Genomic DNA, 20,390 nt, shown 5'->3' with positions numbered 1-20,390 from the left:
CCGGTCTCCCGTCAGTCCTCGAGACGCTGGTAGACCAGGCGTTCGCCTACGGCTCCCGACCTCCAGACGTCGTTGCACGCCTCGGCCATGCGGTCGAGGCCTTGAGTGATGGTCGCGTAGACGTTGCCTGGGACCCAGCCGACGTCTCCGTTGAGCAGCAGGTTGTTGCGCCCGTAGAAAATCGCGAGATCGATCACGCCGGGGAGCCCGTCGATCCCCTTCTCCTCCTTGAACGCGCGGTCGAGCATGCCGCCGGAGAAGTCGAAGTAGACCACGTCCCCCGGAATCGGCGTCACCGTCGGGTTCTCGAGGCCTATCGCCTCACCGAAGCGCTCCACCATCGTGTAGATCTCGTTGCGGGCGTACTTCGCGTGGTAGACGTCGCCCCCCTGCGGAAGCGCCTGCCACACCGCCTCGCACGTCCGTGGTGCGTCCTTGTCCAGCAGTTCCGCGACGCAGGAGACGCCGCGGCGCTCCAGCGCGATGCTGATCTTCCTTGGCATTCCCACCCTGGCCCGGAGTCGTCGCTCTGATTGTTGACAATCCTACGAAGCGTTCATAGCGTGTCAATGCCTCGATCGGTTGCATTCTCGTTAACTGCTGACCAGCGTCGATAGCGGAGAGTTGCGGAGCGTTACGTGGACTCAGTGGTAGTGCTGCGGGGCGATGACGTTCCGCCCGGCATGGCTCAGGTCGAAAGCCTGGCCGACGTGCGGTACGTCCGCGAGCATGAGCTCGCCGGCGCGCTCCAGGGCGCCGACGTCCTGTTCATGTGGGACTTCTGGTCCGACGCCCTGGCCCGCGCCTGGCCGGGCGAGGGCGGCCCGGAGTGGGTGCACATCGCCAGCGCGGGCGTCGACCGGCTGCTGTTCCCCGGCCTGGTCTCCGGCGACGCGGTCGTGACCAACTCACGCGGCGTGTTCGACGAGCCGATCGCCGAGTACGTTCTCGGGCTGGTGTTGTGCTTCGCCAAGGGCCTGCACACCACGCTGCGGTTCCAGGCGCGCCGCGAGTGGCGCCATCGCGAGACCGAACGCGCGAGCGGGGCGCACGCGGTCGTCGTCGGCACCGGGCCGATCGGCCGCGCCATCGGCCGCAAGCTGTCGGCCGCCGGGCTGGCGGTCACCGGCATCGGCCGCACCGCACGCGGCGCCGATCCCGACCTCGGCGAGATCCACGGCATGGACGAGCTGCACCAGACGCTCGGCCGCGCCGACTACGTCGTGCTCGCCGCGCCGCTCACCGACCTCACCCGGGAGATGATCGACGGCACCGCGCTGAAGGCGATGCGGCCGACCGCACGGCTGATCAATGTCGGACGCGGGCAGCTCGTCGCCGAGGACGACCTGGTCGAGGCGCTGCGCGAGCGCCGGATCGCGGGCGCCGCGCTCGACGTCTTCGCGACCGAGCCGCTCGACGAGTCCTCGCCGCTGTGGGACCTGCCCGACGTCATCGTGTCGCCGCACATGTCGGGCGACACCATCGGCTGGCGGCAGGAGCTCGTCCACCTCTTCGCCGACAACCTCGGCCGCCGCCGGGACGGCCGGCCCCTCCGCAACGTGGTCGACAAACGGCTCGGCTACGTCCCGTACGAGGAGACCCCCCGATGAGCCTGACGACGATGACCGCGGCCGAGCTGCTCGCGGGTTACCGCGACCGGACGATCTCGCCGGTGGAGGCCACCGAGGCCGTCCTCGCCCGGATCGCTCAACTCGATCCGCAACTCAACGCGTTCTGCCTGGTCACCGCCGACGAGGCGATGGCCGCCGCGCGCGAGGCGGCCGAGCGCTGGCGGCGCGGCGAGCCGTGCGGCGTGCTGGACGGCGTCCCGGTCTCGATCAAGGACGTCCTGCTCACCCGCGGCCACCCGACCCTGCGCGGCTCCCGCACGATCTCGCCCGACGGCCCGTGGCCCGACGACTCGCCCTCGGTGGCGCGGCTGCGCGAGCACGGCGCGGTCATGGTCGGCAAGACCACCACCCCGGAGTACGCCTGGAAGGGCGTCACCGACAGCCCGCTCGCCGGCATCACCCGCAACCCGTGGGACCTGTCGCTCACCCCGGGCGGTTCGAGCGGCGGAGCCGCCGCGGCGGTCGCCGCCGGTCTGGCCCCGCTCGCCGTCGGCACCGACGGCGGCGGCTCGGTGCGCATCCCGGCCGCGTTCACCGGCACGTTCACCATCAAGCCCACCTACGGCCTGGTCCCGCACTACCCGGCGAGCCCGTTCGGCACCCTCGCGCACGTCGGCCCGATCACCCGGACCGTCGCCGACTCCGCCCTCATGCTCGACGTCCTCGCCGGCCCCGACGCCCGCGACTGGTCGGCCCTCCCGCCGCCCGCCGCCCCCTTCACGACCGGCGACCTCGACCTCTCCGGCCTGCGCGTCGCCTACAGCCCGACCCTCGGCTTCGCGTCCGTCGAACCCGAGGTCGCCGCCCTCGTCACCGCCGCCGTCGGCGTCTTCGCCGACCTCGGCGCCAAGGTCGAACAGGTCGATCCCGGCTTCGACGACCCGGTGCGCGACTTCGAGGTGTTGTGGTTCGCCGGCGCCGCCAAGGTGATCGAACACCTCTCGCCCGCCCGCCGCGCCGAACTCGACCCGGGCCTCCGCGAGATCACAGAGGAGGGCGCCCGGCTCTCCGCGCTCGACTACCTGGAGGCCACCGCGACCCGCATGCGCCTGGGCCAGACCATGGGCGCGTTCCACCAGGACTACGACCTCCTCCTGACCCCGACCCTCCCCATCACGGCCTTCGAGGCCGGACGAGAGGCCCCCGAGGGCGCTCGCGCCCGCTGGACCGGCTGGACCCCGTTCACCTACCCGTTCAACATGACCCAGCAGCCCGCCGCCAGCGTCCCCTGCGGCTTCACCGCCGCAGGCCTCCCCGTAGGCCTCCAGGTGGTAGGCCCCCGCCACGCCGACGCCCTGGTCCTCCGCGCCTCAGCCGCCTACGAACAAGCCCACCCCTGGCACACCCACCACCCCGCCCCAACCCTCCCCTGACCGCCCCGCGGTCCCTCCAGCCGTCCCCACCAAGGTGGCCTAGAGATCCGCTGCGCTCCCTGCCCCACCCGGACAGGCCGGCGCGGACGGGCTGGGGTTAGTTGAAGGTGATGACTGAGCGGCCGTGGGTCTTGCCTGCGGCCATGGACTCCAGGATGTTCGGCGCATCGTCCAGGGTCACGCGGGTCACGTCCGGGACGATGTTGTGCGCGGCGGCGAACTCCAGGGTGTCGCGCATGTCCTTGGGGGAGCCGGACGGCGAGCCCATGACCCGCCTGCGGCCGAGCACGAGCCCGATGGGCTGGAGGGTGACCGGCTCCGGTCCGTACCCGAGGTAGAGCAGGGTGCCGTCGGGGCGCAGGCCGCCGAACGCGGCCAGGCCGGTGGCGGTGTCGGGTGCGGTGTTCATGACGAGGTCGGCGCCGCCCCAGGCGAGCAGGGCCTCCGCCGGGTCCTGCGCCTCGGCGGCGATGAAGTGTTCGGCGCCGTACGCCCGCATCTCGTCCTCCGCGCGGCGTGAACGGGAGACGACCGCGACGCGGGCGCCGATGGCGGCGGCGAAGCGCACGGCCATCGTGCCGACGCCGCCGGTCCCGAGCACGGCGACCCTGGAGCCCGCGACCGCGCCGGCCTGGCGCAGCCCGTTGAACGCGGTGATGCCGGCGCACATGAGCGGTGCCGCGGCCACCGGGTCGAGCGCCGCGGGCAGCGGGGTGACGAATCCGGCGCGGGCGATGAAGTACTCGGCGTAGCCGCCGTCGTGGTTGACCCCGGTCACCTGCTTGGGGCCGCCGTCGCAGAGCATCTGGTCGCCGCGCACGCAGTAGTCGCAGTGCCCGCACGAGGAGTAGAGGAACTGCGCGCCGACGGGCGTGCCGACCTCGGGCCACTGGACGCCCGGGCCGAGCTTCGCCACGACACCGCTGATCTCGTGGCCGGGGACGACCGGGAAGCGGCCGAACGGGTAGTGCCCGTGAAGCTGGTTGACCTCCGAGAAGCACATCCCGCAGGCGGCGACCTTGACGAGGATCTCGTCCGGGCCGGGCTCGGGGATCTCTCGTTCGGCCAGCTCGAGGCGGGTCTCGGGAGCGGTGAGTGTAGCGCTGATATATGAGGTCATGTATTGACGATATAGCAATGTAGCGATGTTCTGCAAAAGTTTGTAGCATCGTTCTCATGAAGGCCGTCCAGGACGACACCCGCGACCGCATCCTGCGCGCCGCCGCCAGGCTGCTGGCCGAATCGGGCGGCGAGCCCGTCTCCACCCGCGCGATCTGCAACGCCGCCGGGGTGGGGGCGCCGACCCTCTACCACCACTTCGGTGACAAGGAGGGGCTCTTCGACGCCGTCGCGAGCCGGGGCTTCGAGGACTACCTCGCCGAGAAGCGCGCCCAGCCCGGTACGGGGGACCCGGTGGAGGACCTGCGGCGCGGCTGGGATCTGCACGTCGACTTCGGCGTCACCCATCCGGCGATCTACACCCTGATGTACGGCGGCACCCGTACCCCGTCCGCGACCAAGGAGGCGCACACGATCCTGCTCGGCCTCCTTGAGGCGGTGGCCCGGGCCGGTCGTCTGCGCGTGCCCGTCGAGACCGCCGCCGGAATGGTCCACGCGGCCGGCATGGGCGTCACGCTGTCGCTGATCGCCAACCCGGAACCCTCCGCCGACGCCGGCCCGGACGGTGGGGGAGTGTCGGCTCGGACTCGGGAGGCCGTGCTGGCGGCCATTGCCGGCCCGGTCGATGACGAGACTTTCGTTGCCGAGGCCGACGTGATGGACGACGGGGACCTTGGGGGTGCCTGGCGGTCGGCCGGGGCCAGGGCGTCGGGTGGCGCGGGGGAGAGGGGGGCGAGGGCGCGTGTTGAGCGGGCCGGGGGAGTGGGATGGCGGGCTGTCGCGTTGCGGGCGGCGCTCGATGACGAGGGAGGCGCGCCGCTCAGCGTGGCGGAGGCGGCCTTGTTGCGGGAGTGGCTTGATCGGCTGGCCCGGTAGCGGGCGGGCTATGGCCGTGGGGGTGTTGAGGCGCTAGTGTCCCAAGCAAGCACATGCTCGGTTTGGGAGGGTTCATGCGCCGTGGCGTCTACCTGCTCGAAGAGGTCGAGTTCCATCCGATGAACTCGCGCCGGCCGCTGGAGTACCTGCGGTGGCTGACGGAGTACAAGCGGGAGGACGACCGGCTGGCCGCGGGGGAGCACGAGCTGACCGAGGGCCTGTCGATCCGGTCGCGGGAGATCGACCTGGTGGGGGCGTTCTACGCGGTGGGGATCACCGGGCACCCGCAGTTCAAGGTGGTGACGCTCTGGGACTGCCACGGCGGGTGGGACGGCGGCTGGCGGCAGATGCTGGAGATCTACGACGACGTCCAGGAGAACCTCTTCCTGTCCGACATCGACGACCTGAGGTTCGGCGCGTTCTCCCGGCCGCTCGGGGCGGCCCCGGGGAGCCCGGCGCTGGCCGACGTGCTGACCGACGGGTACGCGGCGCCTCTCTACCTCTTCGAGAGCGCCGAGGTCAGGCCGGGGGCCGCGCTGGACTACCTGGCGGCCGTCCAGGAGGAGCGCGCCCCGATGATGGCCGATCACGGTCACCGCCTGATCGGCTCGTACGAGGTGCAGTTCTGCGACACCGAGGCCGTCACGTTGTGGGGCACCGACATCGACGCGCACCTGGGACTGCAGCGCGCCCGGGACGCGGCGCTCGGCCTGGACGACGAGGCCGAGCCCGACCACAGGCTCATCTCGTGGCGCAAGCGGGCCCGGGAGTTCCTGTCCGGGCCGTGGCGGGAGACCCTGCTCAGCCCGTACCCGGGCAGCAAGCTCGCACCCGCCGACTAGTCCTTGGTCTTGCGCTTCTTGCGCTTGACGTTGACCCCGCCCCAGAACGCCAGGCCCTGCACGACCACGCGCGGCGCGCCCGGAACGCCCGGGCCGCTCGCCGTGGGGTCGAACGCCCCCATGACGCCGAGGCCCTTGACGTGCACGGTGAGGTCGTCGGGGACGATGACGTCGATGCCGCCCATGATGGCGAACGCGCGGATGCGGACCTCCTGCCCCGGCGTGAAGCGCGCCTCGCGCAGGTCGACCTTGCCGCCGCCCCAGAACGCGAACCCGGTGAACTTCTCCGGGACGTTCCACACGCCCTGCCGCTTGAACTCGCTGCAGAACGCGAATCCGCGCTTCCACGACGGCGCGTCGGAGATCGGCGCCCCGAAGGCGGGCGGCTGCCGCGGGGCGCCGGTCGTGGGCAGGTCCCGGGTGACGGGCTCGAGCTCGGCGTAGGTCTTGGCGGTGTAGACCGCGGTGAGGCGCTCGTCCAGCTCGTCCAGCGTCAGCCGGCCTTCGCCCGCGGCCTCGCGCAGCACCTGTGCGACCTGGTCGCGGTCGGCGTCCGACGCCCGCATCTCCGGCGGCTGGGGAGATCGTTCCGGGAGGTTCATGGCCAGAGCCTAAGCGGGTTCGAGTCGGATGACGATGGACTTGGACGTCGGGGTGTTGCTGATCTCAGCGGTGCTGTCGAGAGGGACGAGCACGTTGGTCTCGGGGAAGTACGCGGCGGCGCAGCCGCGGGCCGTCGGGTAGGCCACGACCCGGAAGCCGGGCGCGCGCCGCTCTTCGTCGTCGGACCATTCGGACACCAGGTCGACCATGGCGCCGTCGGCGACGCCGAGGTCCTTCAGGTCGTCCTCGTTCACGAAGACGACGCGCCGGCCGGCCTTGACGCCGCGGTAACGGTCGTCCATCCCGTAGATCGTGGTGTTGTACTGGTCGTGGCTGCGCACGGTCTGCAGGAGCAGGCGGCCTTCCGGCACGCGCAGGATCTCGAGGGGGTTGACCGTCAGGTTGGCCTTGCCGGTCGCGGTGTCGAAGCGGCGCTCGTCGCGCGGCCCGTGCGGCAGGACGAACCCGCCGGGCTCGCGCACCCGCGCGTTGTAGTCGGCGAAGCCCGCCACGACCCGGGAGACGTGATCGCGGATGACGTCGTAGTCGCGCTCCATGGCGTCCCAGTCGATGCCGGGGGTGGGTCCGGGGCCGGTCAGGGTCGCGCGGGCCAGGCCGCAGACGATCGAGACTTCGGAACGCAGACCGGGGGCGGCCGGGGCGAGGCGGCCCCGGGAGGCGTGCACCATGCCCATCGAGTCCTCGACCGAGACGAACTGCTCGCCGCCGGCCTGGCGGTCGCGTTCGGTGCGGCCGAGCGTCGGCAGGATCAGCGCCTGCTCGCCGGTCACGGTGTGCGAGCGATTGAGCTTGGTCGACACGTGCGCCGTCAGGCGGCAGGACCGCATGGCCGCCTCGGTCACCGCGGAGTCGGGGGTGGCGCGGACGAAGTTGCCGCCCATGCCGAGGAAGACCCTGGCCCGGCCGTCGCGCATCGCGCGGATCGCGGACACGGTGTCGAAGCCGTGCTCGCGCGGCGGTTCGAACCCGAACTCCTTGCCGAGCGCGTCGAGGAACGCGGGCGCGGGACGTTCGAAGATGCCCATCGTGCGGTCACCCTGCACGTTGGAGTGGCCGCGCACCGGGCACACTCCCGCACCGGGCCGCCCGATGTTGCCGCGCAGCAGCAGGAAGTTGACGAGCTCGCGGATGGTCGGCACGGCGTTGCGGTGCTGGGTGAGGCCCATCGCCCAGCACACCACGATCCGCCGGGACGCCAGCACGTCGGCGGCCGTCGCGGCGATCTCGTCCCGGGTCAGCCCGGTCGCCTCGATGACCTCGTCCCAGTCCAGCGCCCGGATGTGCTTCTCGAACGCCTCGAAACCGGCGGTGTGCTCGTTCAGGAACGCCCGGTCGACCCCGTCGCCGGCCTCCAGGATCAGCCGGTTGAGGGCCTGGAACAGCGCCAGGTCCCCGTTCAGCCTGATCTGCAGGAACCGGTCGGCGAGCGCGGTGCCGCGCCCGGCGAGCCCGGCCGGCGTCTGCGGGTTCCTGAACCGGATCAGGCCCGCCTCCGGCAGCGGGTTGACCGCGACGATCCGGGCCCCAGCGTGCTTGGCCTTCTCCAGCGCCGACAACATGCGCGGATGGTTGGTGCCCGGGTTCTGCCCGACCACGAAGATCAGATCGGCCTGGTGGACGTCCTCCAGCAGCACCGAGCCCTTGCCGATGCCGATCGTCTCGATGAGCGCCGAGCCCGACGACTCGTGGCACATGTTGCTGCAGTCGGGCAGGTTGTTGGTGCCGAACGCGCGCACGAAGAGCTGGTAGGCGAACGCCGCCTCGTTGCTCGTCCGGCCGGAGGTGTAGAAGACCGCCTCGTCGGGGGAGCCGAGCGCGTTCAGCTCGGTGGCGAGCAGGCCGAGCGCCTCGTCCCAGGAGACCGGCTCGTAGTGCTCCGCACCCGCCCGCTTGATCATCGGCTCGGTCAGCCGGCCCTGCTGCCCCAGCCAGTGGTCGGACCGTTCGCCCAGCTCGGCCACGGTGTGACGGGCGAAGAACTCGCGCGTCACGCGCCGCGTCGTGGCCTCCTCGGCCACCGCCTTCGCACCGTTCTCGCAGAACTCCGCGACATGCCGCTTGCCGCCCTCGGGCCAGGCGCAGCCGGGACAGTCGAAACCCTGCTTCTGGTTGACCCGCAGCAGCGTCAGCGCCGACCGCCGCACGCCCATCTGGTCGTACGACTGGCGCAGCGCGTGCGTGATGCCGGGAATGCCGGCCGCGCTGTCCTGGGGCGCGGAGATCTCCAGATCCCGGTCGCCGGCGTCTTCGGCGGGTGGCTTGCGGCTCATATGTCCTACTTTCGCACGTTCGGCGGGGTGTAGAACGTGCGGGGCCGAAGCTCCGGGCGGGCCCGTGGGGACGCGGCCGGCGCGCGTGGTTAGGTAGCCCCATGGCGAGTGAGACGGGCAAGCCCGCGAGGCGTCGCGGGGCGGAGGTCACCACGCCTGCCGAGCTTCTGGCCGCTCCCGGCTTCGTGGCCCGCCGCCTCTACCAGTCGTACGTGGCGCTCTGGACGCGCGTGGTCGACCCTGTGCTCACCGGCCCGCAGTTCGCGGTGCTCACGGCGGTCAGCAGGTACCCGGGCGTCGGCCAGGGATCGCTGGCCGCCTCGGTCGCGCTCGACCGGTCCACGATGGCCGACATCGTGCGGCGTCTCGAGGACAACGGCCTGATCGTCCGGCGCACCGCCGTACTCGACGGCCGCCGCAAGCTCCTCTACCTCACCGACGACGGCGAACGCCGGCTGGACGAGGTCAACCGGCGGGCGCGCAAGCTCGAAGAGGACCTCATGCGCGGCCGCTCCGCCGCAGGCCGTGAGGAGTGGATCCGCGAGATGACCGCGATGGCCACCCACTGGGAAAACCTCCTCAACGACTGACCCCCGCTGTCCCCGCCGTCCCCGTCCCCGTCCCCGTCCCCGCCCTCCGGCCGCCCCCGCTCTGGCCTTTCTTGGCCGTCACCGCCCAGGCCACCCGGCCGTCACGACCGTGTGCGACGTGCCCTTCTAGTCCGGTGCGGGCTAGTCCGGTGCGGGCTGTCGCCGCCGTACAGGAGCGTGCGCCCGTCGATGCGCCGGACCGGCGGCTGGACGAACACCTCGGCGGACCACATGCCGTACGCGACGTTCAGCGTGTCGAGCCGGTAGTACCAGCCCCACTCGGCGGCGAGCCGGTAGTTGACCTGCCATCTGAGGGTGTGCCGCCGCTTCAGCGGTACTCCCTCGCTCTTCCGTCCCGCCTCGAGCCCCGTGAGCTCCCGCGACGAGTGATCGGGAACGAGCTTCACCCGCAGAACGCCGTCCGCCTCGGTCAGCCTCACCATGTCCTCGGGCGGGAGCCCCTCGGCCAGCGAGAACTCGGGCTCGTAGCCCGTCCCCTCGTACATCCGTACGTCATGCACGAACGGCGGCGAGGCGTCGGGCAGGGGGAAGGCCTCGGGCAGGGCACTACGCCTGGCCGCCTGAGGCCCGCCCCTGGTTCGCCTCGTCCAGTACGTCCGCACCCACTGCACCGCCACGTCCACGCCGCGGATCGTCGCACGTCCGCCGCTCCCCGAGCCAAGGATTTACGCCGCCCCAGACCAGGTCGCCGCCGACGCCCCGCCGCCGCACAAGCAACCCCAGTCCGCAAGGCGCTTGGCTCTGCCCAGGGAACGTTCGGCCCGGCGTGGGGCCGTCTGCCTGGGGTTGCGGGGGTGTTCAGTTCGTGCGGAGGGGCGGGACCGTGCCGTGCTCCAGGCCGTACTGGATGAGGGTGACCAGGAGGTCGGCGTCTTTGGTGAAGCCTGTGACGAGCAGGCGGCCGCCCTTGCGACCGTCACCGCCCTTGATCTTGATGACGCTGTAGATGTCCCAGCCGAGCATCTGGCCGACCCAGTGGTTCTGCCCGCGGTGCGAGATGTGGCTGATCTGGTCCCAGGGGATCACGCGGAACTGGGTGGCGTGCTCGTAGACCAGCCCCAGCTCGCGGACCCGGAACACCTCGCCGGGCGTCATGAAGTACCGGCGGGTGCAGGAGGCGCCCCACCAGAGCCCGGCGATCGCGACGGCCAGCAGCAGTGCTGCCACCAGCTGCCCGGCCTCCCCGTCGGCGAAGATCGCGATCAGGATGGGCACCGACACCAGCGCGGCCAGGAGACCCACCAGCAGCGCGCCCACGCCGATGCCGCCGCGCCGCGCGTCGTCGGTCTCGAAGCGTTTCACGAACGTGCCCAGCGCCTTCTCCGCCGCCCGCACCATCGCGCCCGCCCTCCTGCCGCCGCACCCTCGTTCAGGATCACGTACGCCGGGACGCCCACGGCTCGATCATGACCGGTGACCGCAACCGGCCAGCGCCGCTCCGCCCGACCCACCGCTCACCACCCGAACCACCCGCTCACCACCCGAACCACCGCTCACCACCCCGGACGCCAAACCGCCGTCCGCCGTCGCAGGCCGGCGAGCCACCGTCCACCGTGCAGGACGAGGATCAGCCTGCTCGCCATGTCGGGCGTGGAGTCGCCGTCAGGCATCGCGGGCGTGCGGGAGTCGTCCGTGGCCGCGGGTCGGGATCGCCGTTCACTCCGCGAAGATCTACGCGTCCGCCCCGGGGACGTGGTGTCGGTGCTCGCCTGGCGGGTGTGGAGTCGCCGTGCATCTGCCGGGCGTGCATCTGCCGGGCGCGGGGGGCGGCGTTCACCTACTTCAGGGTGGAGTCGCCGTCGGCTGTGTTCCGTTCCACTTCGGGCGGATGGAACGGTGAGCGGCGCTGGGTGCATCCCATAGGGGACTCGAGGAGAGTGAGCATGGCGCTCGTTGACCAACTGCCGGCCCTGGTGGGCGTGATCGTCGGTGCCGCCGGCTCGTACGCGGCGGCGAGCCTCACCGAGCGGACCCGCTGGCGGCGGGCTCGCTCCGAACGCTGGGACCAGCAGCGGTTCCAGTCGTACGCGAGCTACGCCAACACGTTGAAGGCCCAGCTCCGCATCTCGCTGCGCATCGGGGCGGCGCGGGGCTTCGACCACGTCGTGGATCCCCTCGACCCGGACGAAGGGCTCAAGCAGCTCGCCGAGGCCGAGTCACGGCGTGCGGCCGAGTGGGAGTCGGTCCTGCTGGTCGGTGACGCCGCCACGGTCGCCGCGGCCCGGGCCTGGCACGAGTCCATCTGGAGCGTCGAGAAGTACGCCCGTGGAATGAAGGACGATCCGGAGGGCTGGGCGAACGCCCTCCAGCGCACCAGCCGCGCCCGGGACGCCTTCTACGCTCACGCCCGCGCCGACCTCGGCATCGAGGGCCCGCCGCCGCCCTCGGGCAACTGGCCGCGCGTCTGGGAACCGTCCGACCAAGCCTGACCCGGAACCGGCCCGTTTCCACCCTTCCTGAACGGAAGGCACGAGCCCCTCAGGAAAGAGAAAGGGCGATGATTATGGCCACGCGCAAGCATTTGGTATCCGCGGATCATCGCCTCACCTCCAGGGGCGCCCTCCAACCGTCGAGGGCGCACCCGGGACACCCCGGAAGGGCACCTGCGGGAACGCATCCAGAAGCACCCCCGGGATGCACCCGGACGGCAGGAACGGGCGGCGTACGCGGGCGGCGTACGCGGGCGTCGGACACGGCTGGTGGACGTGGGCGGAGCGCCCGGCCCGTGGAGGCGGTGGGTGGTGCGGCGCGGGTCATCGGGTGCCGATGATGATGGTGGCGTTGAGGTCTTCGGAGTGGGCTGTGCGGGGGGCGAGGCCGGCGTGGGCGAACGCCGTGACGGCGGCGGGGGCCTGGTGTTCGCTGGTCTCGATCAGGAGGTGGCCTCCGGGGGCCAGCCACTCCGGGGCGGCGCCGGCGACGCGGCGGAGGATGTCGAGGCCGTCGGAGCCGCCGTCCAGGGCCACCTGGGGCTCGTGGACGCGGGCCTCCGCAGGCAGGTAGGGCACCTCGCCGGACGGGACGTAGGGCGTGTTGGCCACCAGGAGGTCGACGCGGCCGCGCAGGCCGGGGGGCAGGGGCGCGTAGAGGTCGCCTTCGTAGACGTGGCCGCCGGGGATGTTGCGGCGGGCGTCGCGGACGGCCGCGGGGTCGATGTCGGCGGCGTACAGGTCGGTGCCGGGGAGCGTCGCGGCGATGGCCGCGCCCAGTGCGCCGGTGCCGCAGCAGAGGTCGACCACGGTCGCCGGGGGAGTGAGGAGCTTGACGGCCTGGTCGACCAGGAACTCGCTGCGGCGGCGGGGCACGAACACGCCGGGGGAGACGTGCACGCGCAGGCCGTAGAACCCGGCCCAGCCCAGGACGTGTTCGAGGGGGAGCCCGGCGACGCGGCGGTCGACCATGGCGGCGAGCTCGGCGGGGGTGCGGGCCGTGGCGGTGAGGAGGGCGGCCTCGTCTTCGGCGAAGACGCAGCCGGCGGCGCGGAGCGCGGCGACGATGCGGAGATCGGTGACGTTGTCGGGCACGAGAGCCTCTCGGACGAGGGTGCTCTCAGCCGAGGCGGCGCGAGGTGAGAGCACCCGAGCATGAACTGGCGTTGACGGGTCTCACCTCCTCAGGCCGTGCGCGGATCTGTAACGGTATCGGACGCTCGCCGCAGGTAGCCGAGCAGGTCGTCCAGCAGGTCCTCGGGGTCGGCGCGGCCCTTGCCCTCGGCGGCGAGATGGCCGGCGGCGGCGAGGTCGGCGGCGCCGTGCGCGAGGGAGCGGATCAGGGACGCCAGGCGAACGGGGTCGCCCGCGGGCAGGGCCCCGGCCTGCTGGGCCGACGAGACGAGGCCGACGAGGGCGGTCTGGGCGGCGTGCGCGGCGGCGCCGAGGCCTTCGGCGTCGGCGGTCCAGGTGCCGAAGACGAGCTTGAAGCGGTTGGGGTGGCTGCGGGCCCAGGCGATGTAGCCGCGCATCGCCGCGCGGAGGACCTCGCCGGGCGGGCCGGCCGGGCGCGCGGTGGTGAGCGAGGCGAGCTCGCGGGCGGCGACGGCGGCGAGCAGCGACTGCTTGTTCGCGAAGTGTTTGTAGGGCGCGTTGTGCGAGACGCCGACGCGGGCGCCGACCTCGCGCAGCGTCACGGCGTCGACGCCGCCTTCGTCCAGGAGGCGGGTTGCGGCGTCGATCAGCGCCTCGCGGGTGCCCATCCGGCCAGCTTAGCGACGGTTGACGTTGTCAACCTCGCCGACTAGGTTGACAACGTCAACCAAGGAGGTCGTGATGGGGCGTGTGGTGGTGACCGGGGCGAGCGGCGGCATCGGCGAGGCGATCGTCCGCCGGCTGGCCGCGGACTCGTCCGTGGTGATGGTCGGGCGCGACGACGGGCGGCTGCGGGCGGCGGCCGAACGTGTGCGGAGCGCCGTGCCGCACGCGGACCTGACGCTCGAACGGGCCGACCTGGCGCTGATGGCCGACGTGCGGGCGCTCGCGGCGAGGCTCCCGCCGGTGGACGCCCTGATCAGCAACGCCGCCGTCATGGCCCGCCTCGACGACGTCACGTCGGAGGGGATCCAGCGGACGCTGGCCACCAACCACCTCGCGCCCTACCTCCTGATGCGGCTGATGGCGGGGCGGGCCTCGCGGTTCGTGGTCGTGGGCGCGGACCCCGGCGGGCTGGCCCGGGTGCCGGTCGACGTCGACGACCTGGGGTCCGTGCGCGGGCTCGGCCCGGTGCCCAGCGTCCGGCCGTTCGTGCTCTACGGACGTACCAAGAACATGAACGCGATGTTCGTCTACGCCCTGGCCCGGCGCCTCGACGGCTCGGCCACGGTGAACGGGGCCCATCCGGGGATCATCAAGGGCACCGGGCTCGGCAGGGAGACCCGCGGCGCGCTGAAGGCGTTCAAGATCCTCCTGGAGGCCGGCCCCCGTCTGAAAGGACCCGACGCGGGCGCGGACACGCCCGCGTGGCTGGCCGCGTCGGACGAGGTCGAGGGTGTGACGGGCCGGTTCTTCGTCGGCCGGACGCAGGTGGACACCGCACCGCACACCACCGACGCCGCACGTTGCGACAGGCTGTGGGAAGAGAGCGCGCGCCTGGCCGGACTCGCCCCATGACGCGTCCCCGGTACGCGCCGGGCCGGACTCGCCTCCCGGTACGTCCCGTTACGCGGCCGGCGGGCGGTCCGGCGCGCGAGGCGGAACACACTCCTCATAGGTGATCTGGCAGATCCGGGCCGGTCACTCGCCGAGCATGGCGTGCATCATCTCGACCCACGTGGTCACGAACGTGTCGTCGTCGACCCCGACGGAGGTCACCCGGAGCACGCTGCGCAGCACGCGGGACGACAGCAGGGAGCCGAGCCCGACGGCGGCGACGGCGGTGGCGCGCTCCTCCGGCAGGGCGGCGCGGTCGTGCAGCCAGGCGGCGAACCCGGCGTACGTGCTGCTCACCAGCTGCTCGATCGCGACCTCGACGATCCCCGGCAGGCTGCGCGCCTCGGACGCCATGATCCGGAGCAGCTCCTCCTCGCTGTCCAGCTCGGCCAGGATGTACCGGGCCGTGAGGGTGAGCTCCGCCCGGAGGTCGCCGAGGTCGGTCAGCACGCGGCGGATGTCGCGCAGCGCGTCGAGCCGCGCGAGATGCCGCTCGATCCCGGCCGAGAGCACGGCCTCCTTCGACCGGAAGTGGTGGTAGAGACCACCCGCGCCCGGGGTGAGCCCGGCCGCCTCCTCGATCTGGGCGACGCTCGTGCCGCGGTAGCCGTTCTCGCCGAAGAGCCGCATGGCCGAGTCGACGATCCGCTCTCTGGTCGGGCTTGACGCTGTCACGCACCTAAGTAAACACTGAGCAGACAGCAGTGTCTACTTACGGGGACTCGCTTATGACTGAGAACGAGGAACGGCCGCAACCCATCCGCAAAGGCCGCGTCGTCCGCGCGGCGCCCATGCTGGGGATGGCGAGCCGCACCGCCGGGGAGGCGGTGGTCGCCTCGCTGCGCAAGAAGGTCACGGGCAAGGACACCTCCGCCGAGGTGCACGCGCGGGCCGCCGAGCGGTACGTCCAGAGCCTCGGACGTTCCAAGGGCGTCCTGATGAAGGCGGGTCAGCTGCTCTCCTTCGTCTCGTTCGCGCCCGCGGTCGACGGCGACTACCAGCGCGTCTACCGGACCGCGCTCGCCCGGCTGCAGGACGACGCCCCGCCGATGCCGACCGAGGTCGCCCGCGGGGTGGTGACCGCCGAGCTCGGCGCGCCGCCCGAGGAGGTGTTCGCCGAGTTCACCCCCGAACCCCTCGCCGCCGCCTCGATCGGCCAGGTGCACGCCGCGCGCCTCCACGACGGCCGCCAGGTCGCGGTGAAGATCCAGTACCCGGGCGTGGCCGAGGCGATCCGGGCCGACCTGGGCAACACCGAACTGCTCGCCACGTTCTTCCAGCTGGCCCGCCCGCTCGCCGGCGGCATGACACGGGTGGACGTGCGCAAGCTCGCCCACGAGGCCGCCGAACGCATCGGCGAGGAACTGGACTACCGGCGCGAGGCGGCCAACCAGGCCGAGTTCGCCGACGCCTACCGCGGCCACCCGTTCATCCGCGTCCCCGAAGTGATCTCCGAGCTGAGCACCGGCCGGGTCTTCACCATGGGCCTGGCCGAAGGAATGCGCTGGTCACAGGCCCTGACCGTGGACGACCAGGCCCTCAAGGACCAGTGGGCCGAGGCCGTCTACCGTTTCACGCTCGGCACCCTGCGCCGGTTCGGCCTCTTCAACGCCGACCCGCACCCGGGCAACTACCTGTTCAACGCCGACGGCACCGTCACCTTCCTCGACTTCGGCTGCGTCAAGCGCTTCAGCCGCCGCCAGGTCTCCGGCATCCGCGACCTCGTCCAGGCGACCGCGGCCGGCGACGCCGACGGGGTCTTCGCCGCCATGGCCGAAGCCGGCTTCATCGACGTCTCCAACCCTGACCTCCCCGAACCGGCCGAGGTCCTGGCCTACTTCCGCACCTCGCTCCGCCCGATCGTCGACCCGCAGCCGTTCACGTACACCTCCGACCACGCCGCCGAAGCGGTGCGGAGCATGTTCTCCCCGTTCGGCCCGCAGAGCTCGGTGGTCCGGCGCCTGTCCATACGGCCCGACTACCTCCTGCTGACCCGCATCGACCTGGGCATGACCGCCGTCCTGGCCGAACTGAACGCCACCGGCCCCTGGGACGCCATCTGCCGCGAGTGGGACCACGGCGATCCGCCCGCCACCCCGTACGGCGAACTCGACCAAGCCTTCTGGAGGGAAAATGCCGACAACCGTGACCGAGCCGGTTCGCTGGGTTGACGACCTGCGCTCCTTCGTCGTCACCGGTTACGACGAGGCGTCAGAGATCCTGCGCGGCCCCGGCTGGAGCAGTGACCCCGCCCGCAACCCCGAGGCGCCCGAGATCCTCCGCGCCCTGCCGCCCGGCGTCCTCCTCTTCCTGGACCCGCCCGACCACACGCGCCTGCGCACCCTGATCGCGCCCGCGTTCACGCCGCGAGCCCTGGAACGCCTCCGCCCCCGCGTCATCGCCGTCATCGACGCCGTCCTGGACGATCTCTTCGCGTCCCCCGAAGTCGACCTCATGGAGGAGGCGGCCTACCTCATCCCGCTCGCGGTCATCGCCGAACTCCTCGACGTGGGGCTGGAAGGCGCCGAACTCTTCCGCGCCCGAACCCCCGCCCTCGTCCGCATGCTCGAATGGTCGCCCACCGCCGACGACCTCGAACAGAGCGTCCTCGCCGCGCAGGAACTCACCATGTTCCTGCTGCCCGTCCTCGACGAACGCCATCGCGCGCCCCGCGACGACTTCATCAGCGCCCTGGCGACCGCCGGAATGACCCCCGAGGAAATGGTCGGAACGTGCGTCCTCCTCCTGGCCGCCGGCCACGAGACCACCGCCAACCTCATCGGCAACGGAACGCTGGCCCTCCTCCAGAACCCCGACCAGATCCCGCACCTCCACGCCAACCCGCCTCACGCCATCGAAGAACTCCTCCGCCTCCAAACCCCCGTCAAACGCGTCGGCCGCCTGGCCCTCACCGACCACCGCATCGGCGGCTGCGAAATCCCCGCCGGCCATCCCGCCGTCCTCCACATCGACGAGATCCACCGAGACCCCCGCCGCTACGGGCCCGCCCCCGACCCCGACCGCCTTGACCTGTCCCGCGTCCCGCAGCCCCATCTGGCCTTCGGCTCCGGGCACCACTACTGCCTAGGCGCCGGCCTGGCCCGCATGGAAGCCACCGAAGCCCTGCCCCGCCTCTTCACCCGCTACCCCACCCTTCGCCTAGCCACCCCTGATCCGACCTGGCGCTCTTCGAGTACGTTCCACAGCCTCACCTCCCTTCCCGTCCGCCTGTAGCAATCGCGGCATTTGGTTCGGGAATTCGCGCCTGGGGGCGGGGACGGGGGCTGGGGGCTGGGGCTCTGTGTTTGCCTGCCCGGTCTGCATGTCTCTGGACGTCTCTCTGGTCAGGACGGAGGCACTGAACAAGGGCCCTCCTTGGCTCACCGGTCGTCCCTTGGTTCACCGGTCGTCCAAGTACGGGAGCCGGGCGAGCGGGAAGCGGCTTCAATCTCGGCAGCGACTAGAAGGGGGATGGGGCTGAGGTCTCTGGGTTCTTGTGGGACGGAACATCTCCGGTTCAATCTCTTTGATCCTGTCGGGGCGGCGGCATCGGTCACTCCGTTGATCCAACCTTCCGCCCGAGTGCAGGTCGGGGCGGTCTGTTGTTCAGACGCGGCAGCGACAAGAAGGTATGAGGGGCGTTAAGGTCTGGCTTTCGCTGCGGGTCGACACGTTCCTGCTTAGATCATTAACCCTTTCGGGATTAGCGGCGTCGGCCGCCCCTTTGGTCCGGCTGTTCGCCCGGGTGCGGAGTCAGTGGGCTTTCTGTTCAAACGCGGCAGCGACAAGAAAGTGGGCGGGCGGTTGAGCCTTGATGCTTCGCTGCGGGTCGATGCTTCTCCGGTTAGATCTTTAGCCCCTTCGGGGTTGGCGGCCCCGGTCACCCCTGTGGCTACGCGTGGGCGCCCGGATGCGGGTGGGTGGGATCTGCTGTTCAAGCTTGGCATCGACAAGAAAGTAGGCGGCCGGTCAGGGCTTTCCTGCCATTGCGTGGGCGGGTCTGTGGTTGATGTTCGAACTTTTTGGCCGCGCGAAGCGCGGGTTTCCGGCACAACCTCAGGCGGCAGCGCCGCCTCCGCCTAATCGCACCCTTGGACCTCTGGGGCCTGCGCCAACGTGCCAGCAACGCTCGGAGGGGCGGAGGCTTGTGCGCAATGGGCCAGTCCGGCTCCGCTCAGCCATCCACCAGCAGCAGCCGGCTCAGACTCCGACTCACCCGTGCCGGGCCACGCACGACCGTTGGACGATCAACCACCCAACGGTGCCGCCCGCCGCGACCTGATCAACCACCCAACGGTGCCGCCCGCCGCGACCTGATTGCGTCCGGGTGAATTGTTGGCCACCTGCGGCCATCCGAAATGTCCGTAATCAGATAATTGCAATCCGTGACCGTCGATATAATCAAGACATGCATTCGATCGCGACGGATCTAGAGACCGCTTCCACCGCGGAATTGGTGGAAGCGGTAGCCGCGATCGCCACCCAACTCGCACACCGGCCCGCCCCCGACTCCGGATCTGCTTGCATGGAGTTGGCCGAGGAGTTGGCGCGTGCGTTCGATCAAGGCGAATTCGCATTGGCTGCGATGATCGCAGTAGTGGATCGCACCGGTGAAATGAAAAACTGGGGGCTGCCGTCCACCCAGGCGTGGCTGCGCTGCCGTCTGGGGATGCGGGAAGGCCGCGCGAAAGAACGCATCACCCTGGCCCGGCAGTTGCCGCGTTTGGAGCGGGTGAGTAAGGACCTGGCTGCCGGTGCCCTGTCGCTCGGCTACGCGGCTACGGTTGCCGACGCCGTGCAGCGGTTGAACGATGAGGACTGCGCGGCCGCCGAGGACATCCTGTTGAACGCGGCCAACGACGGCTTGTCGGCGGGCAAGGTGGCGCGGTTGGGCCGCAAGATCCATGACCTGGTGGCTGAGCAGAGCGGCACCGAGAAAGCCCCCGAGGACGTCAAGCGCGGTTATGAGCGTTCGTGGTTGACGTTGAGCCGGTCGTTGGATGGTGGGTCGTATGTGAACGGGTGGCTCAATCCCGAAGACGCCGGGATCCTGGAGGGCACCCTCGGCCCGCTGACCAAACCCGCAGGCACCGACGACCGCCGCGACCTAGGTGAACGGACCGCAGCAGCGTTGACGACGGTGCTGTCGCAGGGGCACAAGGACACCCGCGTCACCGTCATCGCCAACCTGGAGACGCTGATGGGCGAGGGCGCGCCCGGTTGGCTGCGTGACGGCACCCAGGTCCCGGCCGAGCAGGTGCGGCGGCTGGCGCTCACCGCCGGCGTCTCACCGCTGCTCCTGGGGCCGGGGAACGTGCCGCTCTACCTGGGCCACACCGTCCGGATCGCCAGCCCAGGCCAACGCAGGGTGCTGGAAACCCAATACGACACCTGCGCGGTGCGTGGGTGTGAGGTGCCGGGCTTCCTGTGCGAAGTCGACCACGTCGATGGGTGGGCGCTGGGAAACAGCCCCACCGACATCAACAAACTCGCGCTGTGCTGCGGCTGGCACAACCGGTGGAAACACACCCACCCCGACCAGATACAGATCACCAAGGACCAGCACGGACGCTACGTCTACCGGGCGCTGCCACCCGGCGGGATCGCACGATCAAGACGCGGCAGATGGCCCACGGGACGAACACCCGACCCAGGTGACAGCGACAACCCGTGGAACGGCCACCACCTCGCAGCCTGAACACCCCACAACCAACCTTTGGGCCCGGCGGAGACACCACACCACCGGGCCCACAGGCACGCCCACAAATGCCGCAGCCCTCCTGCCGTCCGCCGCGAGCATCACAGTGGTGTCTCGCGTCAAGAAGTTGGCTCAGAAACCCGGATCTGAAAGTTGGGGATGCTGGCTCGGGTTGGTGTAGATCTCGACCGGCCGGTGGCCACCG

Annotated in this window: 19 protein-coding genes; 10 read left to right on the top strand and 9 right to left on the bottom strand. The window is 71.1% G+C overall.

Annotated features, from left to right (window positions below):
• Positions 1–11: 11 nt before the first annotated feature.
• Positions 12–503 carry a DUF3830 family protein gene (locus ABZ810_RS16380; RefSeq protein ID WP_358403695.1) on the bottom strand — a complete coding sequence of 164 codons (492 nt, stop codon included), beginning with the start codon at positions 501–503 and terminating at the stop codon, positions 12–14.
• A 180-nt stretch (positions 504–683) separates the two neighbouring features.
• Here ABZ810_RS16380 and ABZ810_RS16375 point away from each other — a divergent pair, with 180 nt between their 5' ends.
• The gene (locus ABZ810_RS16375) at positions 684–1,610 is read left to right on the top strand and encodes a D-2-hydroxyacid dehydrogenase (protein WP_358404382.1); all 927 of its coding nucleotides are present in this window, start codon (positions 684–686) and stop codon (positions 1,608–1,610) included.
• A complete protein-coding gene (locus ABZ810_RS16370) occupies positions 1,607–3,004 on the top strand; it encodes an amidase (RefSeq protein ID WP_358403693.1) in 1,398 nt (465 codons plus the stop codon). The genes ABZ810_RS16375 and ABZ810_RS16370 overlap by 4 nt, the downstream gene beginning before the upstream one ends.
• A 97-nt stretch (positions 3,005–3,101) precedes the next feature.
• Here ABZ810_RS16370 and ABZ810_RS16365 read toward each other — a convergent pair whose 3' ends face one another.
• Positions 3,102–4,124, bottom strand: coding sequence for an alcohol dehydrogenase catalytic domain-containing protein (locus ABZ810_RS16365; protein WP_358403691.1), 1,023 nt, complete (start codon positions 4,122–4,124; stop codon positions 3,102–3,104).
• 56 nt (positions 4,125–4,180) lie between these two features.
• On the opposite strand from ABZ810_RS16365, the gene ABZ810_RS16360 reads away from it, so the two are divergent.
• Positions 4,181–4,999, top strand: a complete 819-nt coding sequence (locus ABZ810_RS16360) for a TetR/AcrR family transcriptional regulator (protein WP_358403689.1) — start codon at positions 4,181–4,183, stop codon at positions 4,997–4,999.
• 74 nt (positions 5,000–5,073) lie between these two features.
• On the top strand, positions 5,074–5,841 hold the full coding sequence (locus ABZ810_RS16355; RefSeq protein WP_358403688.1) for a hypothetical protein: 768 nt from the start codon (positions 5,074–5,076) through the stop codon (positions 5,839–5,841).
• Here ABZ810_RS16355 and ABZ810_RS16350 read toward each other — a convergent pair.
• Together ABZ810_RS16350 and ABZ810_RS16345 are read right to left on the bottom strand one after the other, a co-directional pair.
• Complete coding sequence (locus ABZ810_RS16350; protein ID WP_358403687.1) at positions 5,838–6,443, bottom strand: DUF1707 domain-containing protein; 606 nt, start codon at positions 6,441–6,443, stop codon at positions 5,838–5,840. The genes ABZ810_RS16355 and ABZ810_RS16350 overlap by 4 nt on opposite strands.
• A 9-nt stretch (positions 6,444–6,452) precedes the next feature.
• Complete coding sequence (locus ABZ810_RS16345; protein WP_358403686.1) at positions 6,453–8,735, bottom strand: FdhF/YdeP family oxidoreductase; 2,283 nt, start codon at positions 8,733–8,735, stop codon at positions 6,453–6,455.
• Between the two features lie 101 nt (positions 8,736–8,836).
• Here ABZ810_RS16345 and ABZ810_RS16340 point away from each other — a divergent pair, with 101 nt between their 5' ends.
• Positions 8,837–9,325 carry a MarR family winged helix-turn-helix transcriptional regulator gene (locus ABZ810_RS16340; protein ID WP_358403684.1) on the top strand — a complete coding sequence of 163 codons (489 nt, stop codon included), beginning with the start codon at positions 8,837–8,839 and terminating at the stop codon, positions 9,323–9,325.
• A gap of 101 nt (positions 9,326–9,426) precedes the next feature.
• On the opposite strand, the gene ABZ810_RS16335 is transcribed toward ABZ810_RS16340, so the two are convergent.
• Together ABZ810_RS16335 and ABZ810_RS16330 are read right to left on the bottom strand one after the other, a co-directional pair.
• Entirely contained in the window at positions 9,427–9,969 is a 543-nt protein-coding gene (locus ABZ810_RS16335; protein WP_358403683.1) for a hypothetical protein, read from the bottom strand.
• Positions 9,970–10,144: 175 nt separating this feature from the next.
• On the bottom strand, positions 10,145–10,684 hold the full coding sequence (locus ABZ810_RS16330) for a hypothetical protein (RefSeq protein ID WP_358403682.1): 540 nt from the start codon (positions 10,682–10,684) through the stop codon (positions 10,145–10,147).
• A 545-nt stretch (positions 10,685–11,229) separates the two neighbouring features.
• Between ABZ810_RS16330 and ABZ810_RS16325 the strand changes: the two genes are divergently transcribed.
• Positions 11,230–11,775, top strand: a complete 546-nt coding sequence (locus ABZ810_RS16325; protein ID WP_358403681.1) for a hypothetical protein — start codon at positions 11,230–11,232, stop codon at positions 11,773–11,775.
• Positions 11,776–12,099: 324 nt separating this feature from the next.
• On the opposite strand, the gene ABZ810_RS16320 is transcribed toward ABZ810_RS16325, so the two are convergent.
• Positions 12,100–12,870: a putative protein N(5)-glutamine methyltransferase gene (locus ABZ810_RS16320; protein ID WP_358403679.1), complete on the bottom strand. Its 771-nt coding sequence runs from the start codon at positions 12,868–12,870 to the stop codon at positions 12,100–12,102.
• Positions 12,871–12,959: 89 nt separating this feature from the next.
• Positions 12,960–13,538, bottom strand: coding sequence for a TetR/AcrR family transcriptional regulator (locus tag ABZ810_RS16315; RefSeq protein WP_358403678.1), 579 nt, complete (start codon positions 13,536–13,538; stop codon positions 12,960–12,962).
• A gap of 73 nt (positions 13,539–13,611) precedes the next feature.
• On the opposite strand from ABZ810_RS16315, the gene ABZ810_RS16310 reads away from it, so the two are divergent.
• Complete coding sequence (locus ABZ810_RS16310; protein ID WP_358403676.1) at positions 13,612–14,448, top strand: SDR family NAD(P)-dependent oxidoreductase; 837 nt, start codon at positions 13,612–13,614, stop codon at positions 14,446–14,448.
• 123 nt (positions 14,449–14,571) lie between these two features.
• On the opposite strand, the gene ABZ810_RS16305 is transcribed toward ABZ810_RS16310, so the two are convergent.
• The gene (locus ABZ810_RS16305) at positions 14,572–15,162 is read right to left on the bottom strand and encodes a helix-turn-helix domain-containing protein (protein WP_358403674.1); all 591 of its coding nucleotides are present in this window, start codon (positions 15,160–15,162) and stop codon (positions 14,572–14,574) included.
• Between the two features lie 53 nt (positions 15,163–15,215).
• Here ABZ810_RS16305 and ABZ810_RS16300 point away from each other — a divergent pair, with 53 nt between their 5' ends.
• The 3 genes from ABZ810_RS16300 to ABZ810_RS16290 all read left to right on the top strand — a co-directional run bounded on the left by ABZ810_RS16300 (position 15,216) and on the right by ABZ810_RS16290 (position 20,185).
• Entirely contained in the window at positions 15,216–16,658 is a 1,443-nt protein-coding gene (locus ABZ810_RS16300) for an AarF/ABC1/UbiB kinase family protein (protein ID WP_358403673.1), read from the top strand.
• Complete coding sequence (locus tag ABZ810_RS16295) at positions 16,633–17,721, top strand: cytochrome P450 (protein ID WP_358403672.1); 1,089 nt, start codon at positions 16,633–16,635, stop codon at positions 17,719–17,721. Before ABZ810_RS16300 ends, ABZ810_RS16295 begins: the two co-directional genes overlap by 26 nt.
• A gap of 1,174 nt (positions 17,722–18,895) precedes the next feature.
• Positions 18,896–20,185 (top strand): DUF222 domain-containing protein, encoded by a 1,290-nt coding sequence (locus ABZ810_RS16290; protein ID WP_358403671.1) that lies wholly within the window; start codon positions 18,896–18,898, stop codon positions 20,183–20,185.
• Positions 20,186–20,390 lie beyond the last annotated feature (205 nt).

The sequence above is a fragment of the Spirillospora sp. NPDC047279 genome (assembly GCF_040643285.1).
Classification (GTDB): domain Bacteria; phylum Actinomycetota; class Actinomycetes; order Streptosporangiales; family Streptosporangiaceae; genus Spirillospora.
The sequence above is the reverse complement of the archived record's forward strand: the minus strand, read 5'-3'. Positions and strand labels throughout refer to the sequence as shown.

Bases quoted from the DNA above. Each gene is read 5' to 3' on its own strand.
- ABZ810_RS16345 (WP_358403686.1), bottom strand. From the start codon at position 8,735: ATGAGCCGCAAGCCACCCGCCGAAGACGCCGGCGACCGGGATCTGGAG.
- ABZ810_RS16355 (WP_358403688.1), top strand. From the start codon at position 5,074: ATGCGCCGTGGCGTCTACCTGCTCGAAGAGGTCGAGTTCCATCCGATG.
- ABZ810_RS16350 (WP_358403687.1), bottom strand. From the start codon at position 6,443: ATGAACCTCCCGGAACGATCTCCCCAGCCGCCGGAGATGCGGGCGTCG.
- ABZ810_RS16290 (WP_358403671.1), top strand. From the start codon at position 18,896: ATGCATTCGATCGCGACGGATCTAGAGACCGCTTCCACCGCGGAATTG.
- ABZ810_RS16340 (WP_358403684.1), top strand. From the start codon at position 8,837: ATGGCGAGTGAGACGGGCAAGCCCGCGAGGCGTCGCGGGGCGGAGGTC.
- ABZ810_RS16300 (WP_358403673.1), top strand. From the start codon at position 15,216: ATGACTGAGAACGAGGAACGGCCGCAACCCATCCGCAAAGGCCGCGTC.
- ABZ810_RS16375 (WP_358404382.1), top strand. From the start codon at position 684: ATGGCTCAGGTCGAAAGCCTGGCCGACGTGCGGTACGTCCGCGAGCAT.
- ABZ810_RS16330 (WP_358403682.1), bottom strand. From the start codon at position 10,684: ATGGTGCGGGCGGCGGAGAAGGCGCTGGGCACGTTCGTGAAACGCTTC.
- ABZ810_RS16315 (WP_358403678.1), bottom strand. From the start codon at position 13,538: ATGGGCACCCGCGAGGCGCTGATCGACGCCGCAACCCGCCTCCTGGAC.
- ABZ810_RS16310 (WP_358403676.1), top strand. From the start codon at position 13,612: ATGGGGCGTGTGGTGGTGACCGGGGCGAGCGGCGGCATCGGCGAGGCG.
- ABZ810_RS16360 (WP_358403689.1), top strand. From the start codon at position 4,181: ATGAAGGCCGTCCAGGACGACACCCGCGACCGCATCCTGCGCGCCGCC.
- ABZ810_RS16365 (WP_358403691.1), bottom strand. From the start codon at position 4,124: ATGACCTCATATATCAGCGCTACACTCACCGCTCCCGAGACCCGCCTC.
- ABZ810_RS16370 (WP_358403693.1), top strand. From the start codon at position 1,607: ATGAGCCTGACGACGATGACCGCGGCCGAGCTGCTCGCGGGTTACCGC.
- ABZ810_RS16380 (WP_358403695.1), bottom strand. From the start codon at position 503: ATGCCAAGGAAGATCAGCATCGCGCTGGAGCGCCGCGGCGTCTCCTGC.
- ABZ810_RS16325 (WP_358403681.1), top strand. From the start codon at position 11,230: ATGGCGCTCGTTGACCAACTGCCGGCCCTGGTGGGCGTGATCGTCGGT.